This window comes from Rathayibacter sp. KR2-224 (genome assembly GCF_049446075.1).
Lineage (GTDB): Bacteria > Actinomycetota > Actinomycetes > Actinomycetales > Microbacteriaceae > Humibacter.
The window spans coordinates 1,369,224-1,387,182 of record NZ_JBMSEB010000001.1; the positions used below are offsets into that span (position 1 = coordinate 1,369,224).

Below are 17,959 nucleotides of genomic sequence, written 5' to 3' on the forward strand. Positions count from 1 at the left end.
GAGCAGGCCGACGAACACGAGCTCGAGGGTGACAAGCATGTGATTCAGTCTATCGACTCGACCTGCTTCGACTGCGCTCAACCCACGTGCACGAGCGCCAGCACGAGAGTCGCAAGCGCGACGACGACGAACGAGCCGGACAGGCTCGCGCCCATGCGCATCACGAACCCGTGCTTCTCCTGCGTCGCCAGCTGTACGCACATGGAGACCAGGATCGATGCGGCCATGGCGACACCGAGCCAGCCCAGGTACGCCTGGCGTCCGGCGAAGACGCCGACGAGCACGACCGCTATCGCCGTGGCGGCCCACACCGAGACCACGGATGTCCACCGCATGACGGGGGTGAGGGATTCGCCTTCCACCCGGCCATTCTCCCCTGCGGTGCGCGTTCCCCCAAAGGAGAGGTGCGGGGGCGGGAACGAGGAGGCCTCCGGCTGACGGTAGGATCGGGATACTCTCAAGTCCGGGCGGGAGGTCGCGTGGCTCAACTGTTGGTGCTGACGCCCACGCCCGCGCTCGAAGTGCTCGCCTCTCTCGGATTGCTCTCGCACCGCGTTCGCCAGCTCGCCGCCGATACGTCGGCTCTGCTGAACGCTCCGTCGTCCGATCTGATCTTCCTCGACGCGCGTCGCGACCTCGCGGGCGCTAAGGCCTTGTGCAAGATCCTCGCCACGACCGGCAACGCAGTCCCCGTCGTGCTCGTGCTCACCGAGGGCGGGCTCACGGCGGTCACGGGCGACTGGGGCGCAGACGACGTGATTCTCGACGGGGCAGGGCCTGCCGAGGTGGACACGCGCATCCGGCTCGCCATCGAGCGCCGCTCGAACGACCCCGCGCAATCCAAAATCCAGGCCTCGGGCGTGACGATCGACGAGGCGAGCTACTCGGCGAAGGTGCACGGCCGGCCGCTCGACCTCACGTTCAAGGAGTTCGAGCTGCTGCGATTCCTCGCCACCCACCCTTCACGGGTGTTCACGCGGGAGCAGTTGCTCAGCGAGGTGTGGGGCTACGACTACTTCGGCGGCACCAGAACGGTGGACGTGCACGTGCGGCGCCTGCGCGCCAAACTCGGAGACTCCGAGTCGCTCATCGGCACGGTGCGCAACGTGGGCTACCGCTTCAACGTGGTCGACGACGAGGACGCCTGATCGCATGGCCGACGACCTCTCCGAGGCGCTGGCCGTAGCGGATGCCGCCCGCGAGAACGACGGGGCCGATCCATTCAACGAGCAGACGCGCCTCGACCTCGCCTCGGGACGCAGGTCGGCTCATGTGGCAAGGGCGGGTGGGCAAGCCGTTGCGGCCGCCGCAACGGGTGAGGGCGAGCTCGATCTCGTCGTGCTACCCGCCGAACGCGGTCGGGGCCATGGCTCGGCCATGCTCGAGTCGCTGCTACCCGAGCTCGAGCCGGATGTCTCAGCGTGGTCGCACGGCAATCACCCCGCGGCCGCCGTGCTCGCCGGGCGATACGGGTTTCAGCGTGTGCGCACACTGCTGCGGCTGACACTGCCCGACCTTGCGCGCGCGCCGGTCGACGAGCCGCTCGAGGGCATCCTGATCAGCACCTTCGATCCCGAGCGGGATGCCTCCGAGTGGCTGGCCCTGAACGCGCGCGCCTTCGCCGCGCATCCTGAGCAGGGAGCCACGACGGCCGACGACCTGTTGGAACGCGAGGCCGAGCCGTGGTTCGACCCTGGCGACTTCCTGATCGCCAGAGACACCGACGGCCGAATGCTGGGCTTCGACTGGCTGAAGCTCGAACCAGATGGCACGGATGGCGAGGTCTACGTGCTGGGCGTCGATCCGGACGCGGCGGGCCGCGGTCTGGGCAGGGCGTTGCTGGCCCGTGGACTGCGCCGCATGCGTGAGCGCGGCCGCACGTCGGCATCCCTCTACGTCGAGGGTGACAATGCACCCGCTCTCGCCCTGTACCGCAGGGCGGGATTCCTGGACGACGCGGTAGACGTGCAATACCGGCGGCACCACCAGGGGAGCTGACACTTAACCTCCCGTTTCCATTGCCGGTGTCATGATGAGTGAATGGACGGCGAGGACACCCTGATCGGCAGCGGGCTGAGCCCCGAGTTCGACGACGATTTCGAACAGCCGTGGAATCCGGAGCAGGATCAGACCCTGCCGCCAGACCGCTACCTCGACCGCGAACTGAGCTGGCTGGCGTTCAACCAGCGTGTGCTCGAGCTGGCCGAGGACCCGCTCGTGCCGGTGTTGGAGCGCGCGAACTTCCTCGCGATCTTCGCCAGCAACCTGGACGAGTTCTTCATGGTGCGCGTCGCCGGCCTGAAGCGGCGCATCCTCACGGGGCTCGCCGTGCAGACGAACACCGGCAGGGCGCCGGTGGACGTGCTCGCGGACATCTCGGAGAAGGCGCACGAGCTGCAGTCCAGGCAGTCAGCCGCCTATCATTTCGGCGTCATGCCGGCTCTCGCCGACGCCGGAATCTCGATCGCCACCTGGGACAGCCTCGACGACGCCGACCGGGAGCAGATGCGTGAGATCTTCTCGCGGCAGATCTTCCCCGTGCTCATGCCGCTCGCCGTCGATCCGGCCCACCCGTTCCCCTACATCTCGGGTCTTTCGCTCAACCTCGCCATCCGGGTACGCAACTCGAAGACCGGCAAGGAGCAGTTCGCCAGGCTCAAGGTTCCGACCATGCTGCCGCGATTCGTGCGCATCGACCAGCGCGAGTCGATCGGGCAGATGCGGTTCATCATGCTCGAGGACCTGATCGCCCACCACCTCGGAGACCTCTTCCCCGGCATGGAGGTGCTCGCCCATCACGTGTTCCGTGTCACGCGCAACGAAGACGTCGAGATCGACGAGGACGAGACCGAGAACCTCATCCAGGCGCTCGAGCGTGAGTTGCTGCGCCGTCGATTCGGACCGCCGATCCGGCTCGAGGTCTCGGAAGACATGGATCCGATCACGCTGGATCTGCTCGTGCGGGAGCTGGACATCACGCAGCAGGAGGTCTACCTGTTGCCCGCGCCGCTCGACCTCGGCGGCCTGTTCGAGCTGACCAGGATCGAGCGCCCAGAGCTGCACTACCCGAACCATGTGCCCACGACGCCGGCTCAGCTGATGCCGCGCGAGCCCAATGCGAAACCGGATGTCTTCGCCTCGATATCCCGAGGCAGCATCCTTCTGCACCACCCGTACGAGTCGTTCGCGACGAGCGTTCAGGCCTTCCTCGAGCAGGCGGCGCACGACCCGCACGTGCTGGCCATCAAGCAGACGCTGTATCGCACGAGCGGCGACAGCCCCATCGTGGAGGCGCTGATCGACGCCGCGGAGCGCGGCAAGCAGGTGCTCGCGCTCGTGGAGATCAAGGCCAGGTTCGACGAGCAGGCGAACATCGAGTGGGCGCGAAAGCTCGAAAAGGCCGGAGTGCACGTCGTGTACGGCATCGTCGGCCTCAAGACGCACTGCAAGCTGGCGCTCGTGGTGCGCGAGGAGAACGGCGTGCTGCGGCACTACAGCCACATCGGCACCGGGAACTACAACCCGAAAACCTCGCGCATCTACGAGGACCTCGGACTGCTGACGGCCGACGACCAGGTGGGCAAGGACCTCACGCGCCTGTTCAACGAGCTCAGCGGTTACGCGATCGAGAAGAAGTTCAAGCGCCTTCTGGTCGCGCCGCTGCATCTGCGGAAGGGCCTGCTGAAGGCAATCGAACGGGAACGCGCGAACGCGGAGGCGGGAAAGCCGAGCGGCATCCGCATCAAGGTCAACTCGATCGTCGACGAAGCCATCATCGATGCGCTCTACCGCGCGAGCAGGGCCGGCGTGCCGATCGACCTCTGGGTTCGCGGCATCTGCGGGCTGAAGGCCGGGCAGGAGGACTACAGCGCGAACATCCGGGTGCGCTCGATCCTTGGGCGTTACCTCGAGCATTCGCGCATCTTCTCGTTCGTGAACGCGGGCGATCCGCAGGTGTACATCGGAAGCGCCGACATGATGCACCGCAACCTCGACCGCAGAGTGGAGGCCCTCGTTCGGCTCGCCGACCCCTCCCATATCGCCGAGCTCGAGGACCTCTTCGATCGCGCGATGGACGACCGCACCTCGTCGTGGTGGCTCGCATCGGACGGCAACTGGATCAGGCACAGCCTCGACGACGATGGACAGCCGCTCGACGATCTGCAGAATAGGCTCATGCAGTTGATCTCCCACCGTCAGCGCTCCGGCAGCCGCCGGTGACCGAAACCGCCATCTATGCCGGCGGCGCGGTGTGCTGGCGCATCATCGACGGCACGCCGCATGTGCTGGTGGTGCACAGGGCGAAGTACGCCGATGTGACGCTCCCCAAGGGCAAGGTCGACCCAGGGGAATCACTTCCCCAGGCCGCCCAGCGCGAGGTGCTCGAAGAGACCGGTCTGAAGGTCGCTCTCGGCGTTCCGCTCGGCGTCACAAACTACCTCATCTCGAGCGGTCGTGAGAAGTTCGTGCACTACTGGGCCGCGGAAGTCAGCGACAGGGCGGTGCACGCCTCGACGTTCGTGCCCAACCCGGAGATCGCCGCCATCGAGTGGGTGCCCCTTCGGCGAGTGCGCAAGTACCTCAGCTACGAACGCGACGTCGAGATCGTCGAGCAGTGGGCCGCCCTCTACGACGAAGGCGTGACCAAGACGTTCGCGCTCGTCGTACTGCGCCACGCGAAGGCCGTCTCGAGATCCCGCTGGGACGCGGCGGATGCCCTTCGCCCGCTCACGAAGGTGGGCGTGCGGCAGGCCGCGAGCAACGTACCCACCATTGGCGCTTGGCGCCCCAAGCGCATCGTCACCTCGCCTGCCGTGCGGTGCGTTGCCACGGTCGCGCCGCTCGCCGCAGCCTTCGGAGTCACCGTGAAGCGCAACGACAAGCTGTCGCAGGAGACATGGGAGTCGGGCACGGCGACCATGGGCATCCGCGAGGTGGTCGGCAAGCGCGTGCGTGCGCGTAAGACCGCAGTGCTGTGCAGCCACGGCCCCGTGATGCTCGACGTGCTCCGGGAGATCGCGCTTGCGACGGGTACCACCATGGGCAGCTACATCAGGGATGCCGCGGCACTGGAGGTCGGCGAGTACTCCGTCGTGCACCTGTCGAAGACCAACCCGGCGTCCGGCATCATCGCCATCGAGACGCACAGCCCCCGCAACTGAGACTCGAGCCGGTCTCCGCCCGTTCACCTCTCGTTCACCACAGCGCGGGAATCTGGTCACAACCCACGCATACCTTCACTCGCGGGCCGGCACCCGGTCCATGCCGCGCGTCACCCGAGCGCTGCGCTAGATGAGGCAGGCAGCCCACGGCGGCACGGCAGTCACCCACTTCCGAAGGGAACACAGTGAAGTTCAACAAAGCAGCCGCGGCGAGCGCGATCGCTCTCGCGTCCTTGCTCGCACTGACCGCGTGCTCGGGAGACGGCGGCGCGAAGAGCTCCGGCACTCCTGCGGCATCGACGACAGACGCGACCGCTGACTACAGCTCGCTTTCCGGCACCATCACCGCCGGCGGCTCGAGCGCTCAGGCGAACGCGCAGGCGGCGTGGACGGCTGCCTTCCAGGCGCAGGCAACAGGCGTCACGATCAACTACGACAAGTCGCAGGGCTCCGGTGGAGGCGTCACCAACTGGCTCAACGGCTCATACGACTTCGCGGGAACAGACGCAGGCCTGAAGGACGACCAGCAGACGCAGTCCAAGGCGATCTGCGGTGCGGGCGGCGCACTCAACCTGCCCACCTACCTCTCCGGCGTGGCAGTCATCTACAACCTTCCGGGCGTCAAGCTCCAGCTGTCGAACAAGGCCGTCGCCGACATCTTCAGCCTCAAGGTCACCAAGTGGAACGACCCGGAGATCGCGGCCGACAACCCCGGCCAGACCCTGCCGGACTCTGCCATCACCGTCGTGTCCCGTGCGGACGGCTCCGGAACCACCGCCAACTTCACGAGCTACCTGAGCCAGACCCAGCCCAGCATCTGGACCTATCCGGTCTCCACCGCATGGCCGGTGCAGGGCACGAGCGGCCAGCAGGGCGGATCCGGTGTGGTCAACACGGTGACCGCTGGAGTGGGAACCATCGGTTACGCCGACCACAGTTCGATCGGCAAGGCTGAAGCCGCCAAGATCCAGGTCGGCACGAGCAAGACGTTCGCCGACTACTCGGCCTCTGGCGCGACCAAGGCGTTCGACTCGGCCGCCACGGCGACGCCGCAGGTGAAGGGCGACCTGCTGCAGAAGATCGACTACACGAAGATCACGGACAAGTCGGCGTACCCCATCCCGCTGCTCTCGTACGACGTGGTGTGCACCACCTTCAAGGACCCGAAGCAGGCGAAGCTGACCGCCGCCTACCTCGGATTCGTCGCCAGCGAAACCGGCCAGAAGGTCGCCGCGGCCAACGCCGGCTCAGCCCCGCTTCCCACGAAGATCCAGTCGGATGTCGCGGCGAGCCTGAAGCTGGTCAAGTAGCACGTAGCACACAGGCATCCGCGCCCGTACCGATCATCGACCCGAACGTCAGAGAGAGTGAAGTGACAGACAATACGGCTGTGCGAACTCCGGTGAACGGTCTGGTCGGCGACCGGGCGGGCGCGGATGTCCCGCCGCCCGCTCCCGTGAAGCCCGCCCCTGCGCGAGCGAAGGTGAAGGCGCGGCCGGCAGACCGCATCTTCCGCTTTCTGAGCACCGGTTCCGCCGGCCTGATCATGGTGATCCTGGCCGGCGTCGCCATCTTCCTCATCGTGAAGGCCGCGCCGGCGATCGGCGCCAATTGGACGGCGAACCCGGATCTCGCTCACGGCACCACGCAGGGCCATTCCTCGTTCTGGGCGTACGTCGGGCCGCTCATCTGGGGCACTCTATGGTCGGCGCTCATCGCGCTCGTGCTCGGTGCGCCGGTGGCGATCGGTATCGCCCTGTTCATCTCGCACTATGCGCCCCGCCGGCTCGCAAGCGTGCTCGGCTACCTGGTCGACCTGCTCGCTGCTGTGCCGTCCGTCGTATTCGGCCTCTGGGGCATCTTCGTCATCCGGCCGTTCATCGTTCCGTTCCAGGACTGGCTGAACCAATACCTCGGCTGGATTCCGCTCTTCGGCGGCCCCGTGTCCCGCACCGGCTCGACGATGCTGGCCGGCGGCATCGTGCTTGCAGTGATGATCCTGCCGATCATCACCTCGATCTCCCGCGAGATCTTCCTTCAGACTCCGCGCTTGCACGAGGAGGCAGCGCTGGCGCTGGGCTCCACCAAGTGGGAGATGATCAGACTCGCCGTGTTCCCCTACTCCAGGAGCGGCATCGTCAGCGCCACCCTGCTCGGGCTGGGCCGCGCGCTCGGCGAGACGATGGCGATCGCGCTCATCATCTCGCCGTCGCTGATCTACTCGCTGCACATCATCACCGACACCAAGAACTCCCAGACCATCGCAGCGAACGCGGCGCTCAACTTTCCCGAGTCGAATCCGCTCCAGCGGGACGCGCTCATCGCCACTGGCCTCGCACTGTTCATCATCTCGTTCGCCGTCAACTTCATCGCGAGGTGGGTCGTCAGCCGCACAGGTGCCGGTTCACGGCGCAAGAACAGGGCGGCCAAGCAACTGCCACCCACCGATCCGTCGATTGCTGCAGTGACGGATGCCGCTGCCAGCCCGGTTCTCGCGCACAGGATCAACGAGAAGGCACAGGAGGCGGCTGAACGATGACCGCAACAGTCGTGCAGAACGGCCGTCGCCCCCGCGGGCCGGTGCCCAACGCTCTCACCTCCGGACAACTGCCGCGTTTCGTCGAGCTCTACACGCTGGGCGGTGCGCTCGTCGTGAGCGCCGCTGTGCTCGCGATGACCGGGTTCAGCATCGTCGGATGGCTCGTGTTGACCGCCGTGATCTACCTGATCGGCCTCGGTGTGCTCTCGACCGTCGTCGAGAACCGCCGCAAGGCCACCGACCGAGTCATCCGGGGTCTCGTCACGATCGCGTTCCTGCTCGCGCTGATCCCCCTGGTGTCCACGCTCATCACGGTCGTCGCAGGCGGAGCACCGTCGCTCACCTGGGACTTCATCACCAAGACGGGCGGAAGCGTCTTCGACCCGAAGACGCTGAAGGTGACCATCGTCGCCGGCGCCTGGCAGGCCGTGGTCGGCACGCTCATCGTCACGGGCATCGCTGCGCTCATCTCGATCCCGATCGGCATCCTCGCCGCGATCTACCTCGTCGAGTACGCCCAGCCGAAGCAGTGGATGGCACGCACCGTCACGTTCCTGGTGGACGTGATGACGGGCATCCCTTCGATCGTCGCCGGCCTGTTCGCGTTCTCGCTCTTCACGCTGGTGGTCGGGCCGAAGGCTTTCAGCGGCTTCTCGGCATCTGTCGCGCTGTCTGTGCTGATGATCCCGATCGTCATCAGGTCAACAGAGGAGATGCTCAAACTCGTCTCGAACGAGCTGCGGGAGGCCTCGTACGCACTGGGTGTGACGAAGTTCTCGACGATCGTGCGCATTGTTCTGCCCACGGCCATCGCCGGCATCATCACGGGCGTCATGCTCGCGATATCGCGTGTGATCGGCGAGACCGCGCCGATCTTCATCGCCGCGAGCTTCACCGACAACTTCAACGCGAACCCTTTCAACGGGCCGATGCAGACCCTCCCCGTGATGGCGTACTCGGGCTACAAGTTCCCGTCGCAGGACATCGCCTCGTCGTACCAGTCGGCCTGGGGGGCAGCGCTGCTTCTCGTGCTGCTCGTGGTCATCCTGAATCTCATCGCCCGCATCGTCGCCGGGGTGTTCGCACCCAAGGGTGCGCGGTAGAAAACCCGAACAGGAGCAAGCGTGTCGAAGCGCATCAACGTCAACGACCTGAACGTCTACTACGGCGATTTCCTCGCCGTCGAAGGCGTGAGCATGACGATCGAGCCTCGTACCGTGACGGCCTTCATCGGCCCGAGCGGATGCGGCAAGTCCACTTTTCTGCGCACCCTCAACCGCATGCACGAGGTGATCCCCGGCGCCCATGTGCAGGGCGAGGTGCTCATCGACGGCGACAACCTGTACGCACCAGGTGTCGACCCGGTGCTGGTGAGGCGTCAGGTGGGCATGGTCTTCCAGCGCGCGAACCCGTTCCCCACCATGTCCATCCGCGACAACGTGCTCGCGGGCGTCAGGCTGAACAGCCGGCGGATGTCGAAATCCGATCAGGACGACCTCGTCGAGCAGTCTCTGAGCGGCGCGAACCTGTGGAACGAAGTCAAGGACCGCCTGCACCTGCCTGGCTCCGGCCTCTCAGGCGGTCAGCAGCAGCGTCTGTGCATCGCGCGGGCCATCGCCGTGTCGCCCGACATCCTGCTGATGGACGAGCCGTGCTCCGCGCTCGACCCGATCTCGACGCTCGCGATCGAGGATCTCATCGAGGAGCTCAAGAAGGAATACACGATCGTCATCGTCACGCACAACATGCAGCAGGCGACGAGGGTTTCGGACAAGACGGCGTTCTTCAACATCGCCGGCACGGGCAAGCCGGGCAAGCTCATCGAGTACGACGACACAGCGACGATCTTCACGAAGCCCTCTGTGCAGGCGACAGAGGACTACGTCTCCGGCCGCTTCGGATAGTCAAGCGACTAGAGGCTCCCGCGGCGGGCATGAAAGTGCCGGACCGCAGAACGCCTCTCGGCGCGAGGCCGCTCGAAGCGGCTAATGATGGAGCCCGGGGTTACTGCGGCCCGGCCGTTCAATTGTAACGGAGCGACGCGCAGGCGTCAGTCGAGGGAGTCGCTGCGCCAGAGCCCTGCCGCAGCGGTCAGCTCGGAGGCGAACTCCGAGAACCGAAGCGCCCTGCGGGTCAGCACGGTGGCGCGTTCGGGCTCCGTGGGTTCCGCGTCGTCCGCGAGGCTCGTGCATCCCGCCGCACTGACTCTGCAGAACGCGGCCGCGCGCTCCAGTGCCACCGCGAAGTCCCCCTCGTACACACCGCGCAGGATGCGATCGGCGAGGTCGAGGATCTCGCTTGGACCCGTCGGTGCTTCCGCGCCGGCGACGACCGTGTCGATCGACTGCAGCACCTCCGTGCCGCGCTGGAACTGCAGGCTCGTCGACTCGGGGTCCTCACGGATGGCGAGTCTGATCAGGTAGATGCGCCAGAGCGCGCCCGGCAGGCTGTGCGCTGCCGCTCGCGCCCACAGCTCCGCGATCGCGTCGATCCCGTTGTCGTCGGTGTACGAGACGAGCCGGGAGACGATGTCGGGGTCGGGATGCCTGCGCACGCGCTCGAGCAGCGCGGCGGCGGTCTCGTGGGCGACGCGGCTCGTCTGAGCCGGGTCGTCCGCGCCGTGCATGTTGTCGAACTTGAAGCCGGGGAACCTGGTGGGCTTGTGATACGGGCGCTGCGAGTCGGTCACCACTCAAGGATTCCGCATCGTCCCCGACGGCGCAGCGGCAGCCCAGTGGCGGCCCAACCGCGGCGGCCGAGCCTCGCGGGAAGCACGGCCACTACGTCCCTGTCAAGCACTACAGCCCCCAGCTGCATTCGGGCTAGCGTCTCGCCCATGAACATCCTCTTGATCATCGTGGTCATCATCGCCGTCATCCTGCTCTTCACGGGCGGCTTCGTGCAGGCGCTGAACTGGCTGCTCTGGGTCGGCATCGTTCTGCTCGTACTGGCGATCATCGTCTGGATCGTCCGTGCTCTCACGGGCAGCCGGCGCGTCTGACCCTCACACTGACCTATTCGCGAAGGCGGGCGTTGCAGACAGTGTCGCGGCGCCCGCCGCTTTCGTGTCTCCGGACGCGTTGCTCCCCGCACGCCCGGTAGATTGGTCTGCGCGCCCCTCTAGCTCAGTTGGTAGAGCATCGGACTTTTAATCCGCGGGTCGCCGGTTCGAGCCCGGCGGGGGGCACCTGTCGCGTGCCGCGGAGCATCGCGAACGCGTGTGAACACGGGAATGCCCGGCCGCCTCCCTCTGTTCACATCTATGCAAACGCATACAAAACGGAGGCGGCATCCCATGCAATTCGGAATCTTCTCGGTCAGCGACATCACGCGCGACCCGACCACCGGCGTCACGCCGAGCGAGGCCGAGCGCATCGATGCCGCAGTTCAGATGGCGGTCCAAGCCGAGGAGGTCGGGCTCGATGTCTTCGCCATCGGCGAGCACCACAACCCGCCGTTCTTCTCCTCCTCCCCCACGACTCTGCTCGCCCACATCGCAGCCCTCACGAAGCGGTTGGTCGTCACCACGTCGACGACTCTGATCACGACGAACGACCCGGTGCGCATCGCAGAGGAATACGCCATGCTGCAGCACCTTTCGAAGGGTCGCATGGACCTCATGATCGGGCGCGGCAACACAGCGCCGGTGTATCCGTGGTTCGGACAGGACATCCGTCAGGGTCTTCCGCTCGCGCTCGAGCACTACAACCTGCTGCACAGGCTGTGGCGCGAGGACGTCGTCGACTGGGAGGGCCACTTCCGCACCCCCCTGCAGGGCTTCACGTCGACGCCTCGCCCGCTCGACGATGTGCCGCCCTTCGTCTGGCACGGCTCCATCCGCACACCGGAGATCGCCGAGCAGGCGGCGTACTACGGTGACGGCTTCTTCGCCAACCACATCTTCTGGCCCAAGGAGCACACCCAGCGCATGGTCCAGTTCTACCGTCAGCGCTTCGAGCACTACGGGCACGGCAGCGCGAAGCAGGCGATCGTCGGCCTCGGCGGGCAGACCTACATCGCGAAGAACTCGCAGGATGCACGCGCCGAGTTCCGCCCATATTTCGACGAGGCGCCGGTCTACGGCAACGGGCCGAGCCTGGAACAGTTCAGCGAGATGACCCCGCTCGCGGTGGGCAGTCCGCAGGAGATCATCGACAAGACGCTGGGCTTTCGCGACTACGTCGGCGACTACCAGCGCCAGCTGTTCCTCGTCGACCACGCGGGTCTGCCGCTCGGCAAGGTTCTCGACCAGCTCGAACTGCTGGGCAGCGAGGTCGTGCCGGTGTTGCGTCGTGAGTTCGACGCGGTGCGCGACCCTGAGGTTCCGGATGCCCCGACCCACGCGAGCCTCGTCAAGGCCAAGTACGGCGACGACGAGCCCAGGCAGCCGCGTCCGAACGCGAACCGCGGCGACAATGTGACGGGCGGCTCGCCATACCAGGACACCGATTCGGTCGCCGTCTCGCCGTTCGAGGAGGACTGAGATGGCGGAGGCCCAGACGTACCGGCTCGCCGTCGTCAACGCCGGCATCAGCGACCCCTCTTCCACGAAGTTGCTCGGCGACCGCCTCGGGCAGGCCGTGCGCGAGCTCGCGGAGAGGCGTGGGCATTCGGTCGTGGTCACCTCGATCGATCTGCGGGAGTTGCTGCCCGAGCTGTCGGGCGCGCTGGCATCCGGCCTGCTCGGGCCGCGATTCACGGCCGCGGTCGAAGCGCTGCGGTCGGCGGACGGCGTGATCGCGAGCACGCCGGTGTACAAGGCGGGGCCGAGTGGGCTGTTCGACTCGTTCTTCCAGGTGCTCGACAACGACCTCCTGATCGCCAAGCCGATCGCATTGGCCGCGACCGCCGGCACGGCCAGGCACGCCCTCGTCGTCGACGAGCAGATGCGCGCATTGTTCGCCTACCTCAGGGCGCTCACCGTGCCGACATCCGTGTTCGCGTCCACCGAGGACTGGCAGGACAAGGCGCTCGCCTCGCGCATTCAGCGTGCGGCGTTCGAGCTGCTGCTCCTCATGGAGAGCGGCTTCGAGCGCGAGGTGCGCGGCGAGAGCTGGCGCAGCTATCAGCACGAATACAGCAGCGCGGGCGGCACGGAGCTGGCGATCGACCTCGACAGCGACCTCATGCGCCTGGCGACAGGCGGTTCGCTGAAGCCCAGGAACTCGGTGATCGAGGGCGTCGAGGAGGCCTGAGATTCCTGGCGCCGACCCCTGTGGGTTCGCTATGCTGACCGCATCCCCAGAGAGCGCTCTCTAGCCTGCCGTGCCGGTCGCGAGAGCCCGAGGCGAAGGTGGCTCGTGACCAGCTCGAATTCCTCATTCAGCAGACGACGCTTCATGGGCATCGCCGGCGCGGTAGCGGTCGGCACGCTGGCGGGAGTTGTACTCCAGGGATGCGTGCCCGCACCGCAGCACCGCACAGCGGCGTGGACCGCGCCCGCCTCCCCCATGCGTTTCCCCAAGGGGTATGTGTGGGGCGCGGCGACGAGTGCGTACCAGGTCGAGGGGGCGTGGAATGAAGACGGCCGCGGTCCATCGATCTGGGACACCTTCTCGCACGAGGGCGGCCGGATCCGCGACCGGTTGACGGGTGACGTGGCAGCCGACCACTATCACCGCTGGCGCTCCGACCTCGATCTGCTGGCCTCGCTCGGCGTCGGCGGCTACCGGTTCTCCCTGTCGTGGCCGCGCATCCAGCCCACCGGCTCGGGCGCTGCGAACCAGAAGGGGCTCGACTTCTACAAGCGGCTCATCGACGGTGTCGCCGAGCGAGGCATCCGGCCCGCCATCACCCTGTATCACTGGGATCTGCCGCAGCCACTGCAGGATGCCGGCGGCTGGCCGGTGCGCGACTGCGCGAACAGATTCGCCGACTACGCCGACCTGGTTTTTGGAGCCTTCTCCGATGTCGACGCAGACTGGTTCACGCTGAACGAGCCGAAGACGCAGGCGTACAACGGCTACTGGTACGGCAATCACGCCCCAGGCGTGATGGACCCGAACCAAGCCGCCGCAACCGTTCACCACCAGCTGCTGGCACACGGGCTCGCAGTCCAGTCGTTTCGGTCGCACGGCGTGAAGGGCCGGGTGGGTCCCGTGCTCAACCTCACGCCGGTGACGGCCACGGATCCGGCCGCGGCGTTGCAGACGAAGAACGTCGACGCGGTGCAGAACCGACTGTTCCTCGACCCCATCCTGAAAGGCAGCTACCCCACGGATGCCATCGGCACCGGAAACGGGCAACTCCCCGCCGACCCAGACCGGTTCGCTTCACTGATCGAAGATGGCGATCTGGCGGCCATCTCCTCCCCCATCGGCGTGCTGGGCGTCAACTACTACGGCGTGTCAGGCGTCGACCTCAACGGGCAGATGGTCCAGATCCACGAGACATCGGCTGCGAGCTGGGAGCAGATCTGGGCGCCGGGGCTGTACGATCTGCTCACGCGCATCAAGAACGACTACAAGAAGGTGCCGCTCGTGCTGACCGAGAACGGCATTCCCGACGACGATCTGCAGCACGGGCTGAACGACCAGGCGCGCATCGACTACCTGCGCTCGCACTTCCAGCAGGCCGCACGGGCCATCCAGGCGGGAGTGCCGCTGGAGGGCCACTATGTGTGGGCGTTCCTCGACAACTTCGAATGGGCGGAGGGCTACACCCAGCGCTGGGGCCTCACCCACGTCGACTTCCTCACGCAGAAACGCTCGCCGAAGAAGAGCTTCGGCTGGTACCGGTCGGTGATCAAGGCGAACGCGGTGGCGCCCAAGTAGCGCGAGGCATCCGGCGCGTCGGGCTCAGCGCGCGACGACGACCTTGCCCATCGTCCGCCCCGTCTCGACAAGCCGGTGCGCCTCGCGGAAGGTGGCGGCATCCCAGCCGTGCAGCACGTTCGTGGCGGTCGAGGTGGTGCGGCCGGAGTCCACGAGGTCGGCGACGGCATCGAGCAACTCGTGCTGGCGGATCATGTCGGGCGTGCGCTGCACGGGCCGGGTGAACATCAACTCCCAGTGCCAGCTGAGGCTCTTCGGCTTGAGCAGGTCGAAGTCCACGTCTCGGCCCGAATCGATCGCCACGATCGCACCGAACGGCTTCAGCACGCGGGCGTAGTCGCCTGCGCGGCCTGCGCTGTGGGCCGAGAACACCCAGTCGACGCCCTCGGGCGCCGCCGCAAGCACGTCGCCGACCAGGTCGGCGTGGTGGTCGGCTGTGGCCGAGGCGCCGAGTGTGCGCACCCATCCGGCCTTTTCGTCGCCGGATGCCGTCGCGATCGTGCGTACGCCCGGCAGGAGCTCCCGCACGAGCTGCAGCATTATCGAACCGACGCCTCCCGTCGCGCCGACGACGAGCAGGTCACCCTCGCTGCCCTCGTCGAGCCCGAGTTTGTCGAACAGGCACTCCCACGCGGTGACGGTCGTGAGCGGCAGCGCCGCGGCTTCGGCGAAGCCGAGCGAGGCCGGCTTTCGCCCGACGATGCGTTCGTCGACAAGCTGCAGGTCGGCATCCGACCCCTGCCGGTCCAGCTGCCCTGCCCACCACACCTCATCGCCCGGACGGAACAGCGTCACGCCTTCGCCCACCTCGCGCACGACCCCAGCACCGTCGTACCCGAGCACGCGCGGCGTCTCCACCTCCGGGCTGCCGGCGCGCTGCTTCACGTCCACGGGGTTCACGGATGCCGCGCGCACCTCGACGAGAACGTCACGCGGTTCCGGCCGGGGATCGGGCAGCTCGACGTCGACGAGGCTCTGTTCGTCGTCGATCGGCAGCCCTCGGGTCAGTGCTACTGCGTGCATGCTGTGGTTCCCTCTCTCCTCGATGGCGTCACAGCCGGCCTATGCGGTCGGGAACCGTGGAGGCGAGCCCGTGCAGCCAGGATGCCTCGTCGTCCGGCCACCAGCGGCCCGCCGGCAGTCCTGCGATGGTCTGCGCGAGGCGCCAGGCATCCGAAGGCGCAGGCACAACTCGGCTCGGTGCTGCTCCGGCCACCGCTCCCAGCCACCAGTGCCGCTCGGTGACCGGCAACGACTCGGGATCGAGCACCACGAAGTAGTCGGGCAGTGTTGCCGAACCGCGTCGCAGCCGCGCAATCAGCTCCTCGACCGCGACCTCGAGCGTGCCGGCAGGGGCGCTCTCATCGAAGTAGGTCACCCAGGCGCGGCCCACACTCGCGAGAGGATCCACATCGTGCACGGCGTAGGGGCTGTGCACGGAGGCTGCGAACGAACGCGCACGCTTCTCGGCTACGTCTTCGTCCTGCGCGGCGGCTTCGGCCCCGAACCGCTCGGCGCGCACGTTGGGAAGCGAATCGAGCTCGTCGAAAACGCGGGATGACACACGGCCGACGAGCACTATCTCGGTGCTTGTTGGTCGCGCCATCTCAACCTCCGGTTGTGGCTCGTGCCGAAAGCCGGGGTCGGATTCCCCACTGCGCCTTGAACGTCTCCCCCGGGCTCAACCACTGCAGGCCCTGCCCGGAGTTGAGTGCGTTGGCAGGCGCGGTCATCGGCTCGACGGCGAGCGCGACCTCGCCGGCCGGCAGGGTCGCGAAGGAACGGTTCGTGAACGCCTGCGCGTAGCCGAACGACTCGTCGGCCCACAGCGTGACGGAGCGTCCGTCCGGTGCCGTGATCGAGTGCTCAGCACGTCCGTCGTGGTGCTGAACGCCGCCGAATCCGTGGTCCAGCTTCAGATCGCCGACCCGCTGTCCGGCCCGCAGGTCGTACTCGGTCCCCTCGACCGGGTGTTCGTCGACCACGTTCATGCGTTCGTCGACGTCGAAGTGCGTGGCGGCATCCAGTCGCAGCACGAGGTCGGCCGTGTTCACGCCGCCGATCTTGAGATAGGGATGGGCCCCGATCGCCACGGGTGCGTCGTGCTCTCCGGCGTTCACGATGGTGTGCTCGACCGTGAGGCCTTCGGCGCCCAGCGTGTAGCGCACAGTGGTGTCGAGCAGAAACGGATACCCGAGCTGGGGGTAGACGGTCGCACTCAGGGTGACCGAATCCCTCCCCCGCATGACGAGCAGGTACGGCGCGTAGCGGAGAAGGCCATGGATCGCGTTGCCGCGTGCGGGCTCGGTGACCGCGAGCCTCTGCTCGCTGACGGAGCCGGATTCGTCACGGAGCCACCAGGTGGCATCCTTCACGCGGTTCGGCCAGGGCACGAGCACGATGCCGCACCCGCCGGGCGGTGTCGACGACTCGTCGAACGGCTCGGTGACGTCGATTCCGCCGACGGAATACGAACGGATGCCTGCAGCGACCTGCGTGACGACGGCTCTCGCCTGCCCGTTGGGCGTCTCGCACGTCAACTCGTACTGATCACCTGTGGGTGCACGCATGACACCAGAGTAGGTCGTGGGACGAACTCGTTGGCGGTCCCTCAGGCGCTGACGATCGTCGTGCGCGTCGCGCGCAGCTTGCGCACCGCTCGCTCGTCAGCGGACGCGCCGAGGTATACGGCGTCGAAATCCGATAGCTCGCCGATGCGGCCCAGGTGCACCATGCCGGCCTTCGAACCGTCCGCCAGGACGACGGCACGAGCGGATGCCTGCACCATCTCGCGCTTCAGCTCCGCCTCGGGGAGGTTGATGTTGGTGACGCCCGCACTGGCATCCACTCCGTTGCAGCCGATGAAGGCGAGGTCGGCGCGCACATGAGGGAACATGAGCGAGGCGAGCGGTGCCACGAGGGAATGCTGCAGCGGGCGGAGCGTTCCGCCCGTCACGATCACCTGGACCCGAGGTATGGCGTTCTCGAGTTCGAGCGCGATGGTCAGTCCGTTGGTGATGACGGTGACATCGTGCAGGTCTTCGCGCCTGGCCAGCTCTCGCGCCAACGCCATGCACGTACTGCCCACGTCCACGATGACGCTCATGCCAGGCTCGACGAGGGCGACCGCGAGTCGGGCGATGGCCAGCTTCTCGTCTGCCGAGCTCTCCAGCGCCTCCTCGAACGAGAGTTCGTGCAGCGGGCCAGTCACGCGCGGCATCGCTCCGCCGTGCACGCGCCTGATGCCCTGCGTGCCCTCGAGTACCGCGAGATCGCCGCGCACGGTGACGTCGGAGACGCCGAACGTCTCGCTCAACTCGCCGACGCGCACGAATCCCCGCTCGCCGATCAGGCTGAGCATTCGCTGCCGCCGGATCGTCGCCGGGGCGCCGGCATCCGGAACAGCGCCGGAGGTCGAAGCTGTGGCGTCGGGCACGCGATAAACTTACGTTTGCTTTTGTTTGGTTGTCAATGCGTAAGGTAAG

The 17,959-nt window shown here is 66.8% G+C and carries 18 protein-coding genes and 1 tRNA gene; 13 read left to right on the forward strand and 6 right to left on the reverse strand.

Annotated features, from left to right (window positions below):
• Positions 1–77: 77 nt before the first annotated feature.
• The gene (locus tag ACO2Q7_RS06365; RefSeq protein WP_423354767.1) at positions 78–362 is read right to left on the reverse strand and encodes a hypothetical protein; all 285 of its coding nucleotides are present in this window, start codon (positions 360–362) and stop codon (positions 78–80) included.
• 117 nt (positions 363–479) lie between these two features.
• On the opposite strand from ACO2Q7_RS06365, the gene ACO2Q7_RS06370 reads away from it, so the two are divergent.
• The 8 genes from ACO2Q7_RS06370 (at position 480) to pstB (ending at position 9,605) form a co-directional block, all read left to right on the forward strand.
• On the forward strand, positions 480–1,148 hold the full coding sequence (locus ACO2Q7_RS06370) for a response regulator transcription factor (protein WP_423354768.1): 669 nt from the start codon (positions 480–482) through the stop codon (positions 1,146–1,148).
• Between the two features lie 4 nt (positions 1,149–1,152).
• Positions 1,153–1,998, forward strand: a complete 846-nt coding sequence (gene mshD, locus ACO2Q7_RS06375; protein ID WP_423354769.1) for a mycothiol synthase — start codon at positions 1,153–1,155, stop codon at positions 1,996–1,998.
• A 42-nt stretch (positions 1,999–2,040) separates the two neighbouring features.
• Positions 2,041–4,221: an RNA degradosome polyphosphate kinase gene (locus tag ACO2Q7_RS06380; protein ID WP_423354770.1), complete on the forward strand. Its 2,181-nt coding sequence runs from the start codon at positions 2,041–2,043 to the stop codon at positions 4,219–4,221.
• The gene (locus ACO2Q7_RS06385; RefSeq protein ID WP_423354771.1) at positions 4,218–5,162 is read left to right on the forward strand and encodes an NUDIX hydrolase; all 945 of its coding nucleotides are present in this window, start codon (positions 4,218–4,220) and stop codon (positions 5,160–5,162) included. The genes ACO2Q7_RS06380 and ACO2Q7_RS06385 overlap by 4 nt, the downstream gene beginning before the upstream one ends.
• A gap of 185 nt (positions 5,163–5,347) precedes the next feature.
• On the forward strand, positions 5,348–6,472 hold the full coding sequence (locus tag ACO2Q7_RS06390; RefSeq protein WP_423354772.1) for a phosphate ABC transporter substrate-binding protein PstS: 1,125 nt from the start codon (positions 5,348–5,350) through the stop codon (positions 6,470–6,472).
• Between the two features lie 80 nt (positions 6,473–6,552).
• On the forward strand, positions 6,553–7,701 hold the full coding sequence (pstC, locus tag ACO2Q7_RS06395) for a phosphate ABC transporter permease subunit PstC (RefSeq protein ID WP_423354773.1): 1,149 nt from the start codon (positions 6,553–6,555) through the stop codon (positions 7,699–7,701).
• On the forward strand, positions 7,698–8,804 hold the full coding sequence (gene pstA, locus ACO2Q7_RS06400; protein WP_423354774.1) for a phosphate ABC transporter permease PstA: 1,107 nt from the start codon (positions 7,698–7,700) through the stop codon (positions 8,802–8,804). The genes pstC and pstA overlap by 4 nt, the downstream gene beginning before the upstream one ends.
• Positions 8,805–8,825: 21 nt before the next feature.
• Positions 8,826–9,605, forward strand: coding sequence for a phosphate ABC transporter ATP-binding protein PstB (gene pstB, locus ACO2Q7_RS06405; protein WP_423354775.1), 780 nt, complete (start codon positions 8,826–8,828; stop codon positions 9,603–9,605).
• A gap of 146 nt (positions 9,606–9,751) precedes the next feature.
• Here the strand turns inward: pstB and ACO2Q7_RS06410 are convergent, their stop codons facing one another.
• On the reverse strand, positions 9,752–10,390 hold the full coding sequence (locus ACO2Q7_RS06410) for a DNA-directed RNA polymerase subunit beta (protein ID WP_423354776.1): 639 nt from the start codon (positions 10,388–10,390) through the stop codon (positions 9,752–9,754).
• A gap of 147 nt (positions 10,391–10,537) precedes the next feature.
• On the opposite strand from ACO2Q7_RS06410, the gene ACO2Q7_RS06415 reads away from it, so the two are divergent.
• The 5 genes from ACO2Q7_RS06415 (at position 10,538) to ACO2Q7_RS06435 (ending at position 14,474) form a co-directional block, all read left to right on the forward strand.
• Positions 10,538–10,702 (forward strand): hypothetical protein, encoded by a 165-nt coding sequence (locus ACO2Q7_RS06415; protein ID WP_423354777.1) that lies wholly within the window; start codon positions 10,538–10,540, stop codon positions 10,700–10,702.
• A 113-nt stretch (positions 10,703–10,815) separates the two neighbouring features.
• A tRNA-Lys gene (locus ACO2Q7_RS06420) sits at positions 10,816–10,888 on the forward strand.
• A gap of 108 nt (positions 10,889–10,996) precedes the next feature.
• Complete coding sequence (locus ACO2Q7_RS06425; protein ID WP_423354778.1) at positions 10,997–12,184, forward strand: LLM class flavin-dependent oxidoreductase; 1,188 nt, start codon at positions 10,997–10,999, stop codon at positions 12,182–12,184.
• A 1-nt stretch (position 12,185) separates the two neighbouring features.
• The gene (locus ACO2Q7_RS06430; RefSeq protein WP_423354779.1) at positions 12,186–12,896 is read left to right on the forward strand and encodes a CE1759 family FMN reductase; all 711 of its coding nucleotides are present in this window, start codon (positions 12,186–12,188) and stop codon (positions 12,894–12,896) included.
• A 105-nt stretch (positions 12,897–13,001) separates the two neighbouring features.
• Positions 13,002–14,474: a GH1 family beta-glucosidase gene (locus tag ACO2Q7_RS06435; RefSeq protein ID WP_423354780.1), complete on the forward strand. Its 1,473-nt coding sequence runs from the start codon at positions 13,002–13,004 to the stop codon at positions 14,472–14,474.
• Between the two features lie 24 nt (positions 14,475–14,498).
• Here ACO2Q7_RS06435 and ACO2Q7_RS06440 read toward each other — a convergent pair whose 3' ends face one another.
• Genes ACO2Q7_RS06440 through ACO2Q7_RS06455 form a run of 4 tightly spaced genes read right to left on the reverse strand, consistent with a single transcriptional unit; the run spans position 14,499 to position 17,910 of the window.
• Positions 14,499–15,497 carry a zinc-binding alcohol dehydrogenase family protein gene (locus tag ACO2Q7_RS06440; RefSeq protein ID WP_423354781.1) on the reverse strand — a complete coding sequence of 333 codons (999 nt, stop codon included), beginning with the start codon at positions 15,495–15,497 and terminating at the stop codon, positions 14,499–14,501.
• A 28-nt stretch (positions 15,498–15,525) separates the two neighbouring features.
• Positions 15,526–16,080: a hypothetical protein gene (locus ACO2Q7_RS06445; protein ID WP_423354782.1), complete on the reverse strand. Its 555-nt coding sequence runs from the start codon at positions 16,078–16,080 to the stop codon at positions 15,526–15,528.
• A gap of 1 nt (position 16,081) precedes the next feature.
• Positions 16,082–17,044, reverse strand: a complete 963-nt coding sequence (locus ACO2Q7_RS06450; protein WP_423354783.1) for an aldose 1-epimerase family protein — start codon at positions 17,042–17,044, stop codon at positions 16,082–16,084.
• A gap of 41 nt (positions 17,045–17,085) precedes the next feature.
• The gene (locus tag ACO2Q7_RS06455; RefSeq protein ID WP_423354784.1) at positions 17,086–17,910 is read right to left on the reverse strand and encodes a DeoR/GlpR family DNA-binding transcription regulator; all 825 of its coding nucleotides are present in this window, start codon (positions 17,908–17,910) and stop codon (positions 17,086–17,088) included.
• Positions 17,911–17,959 lie beyond the last annotated feature (49 nt).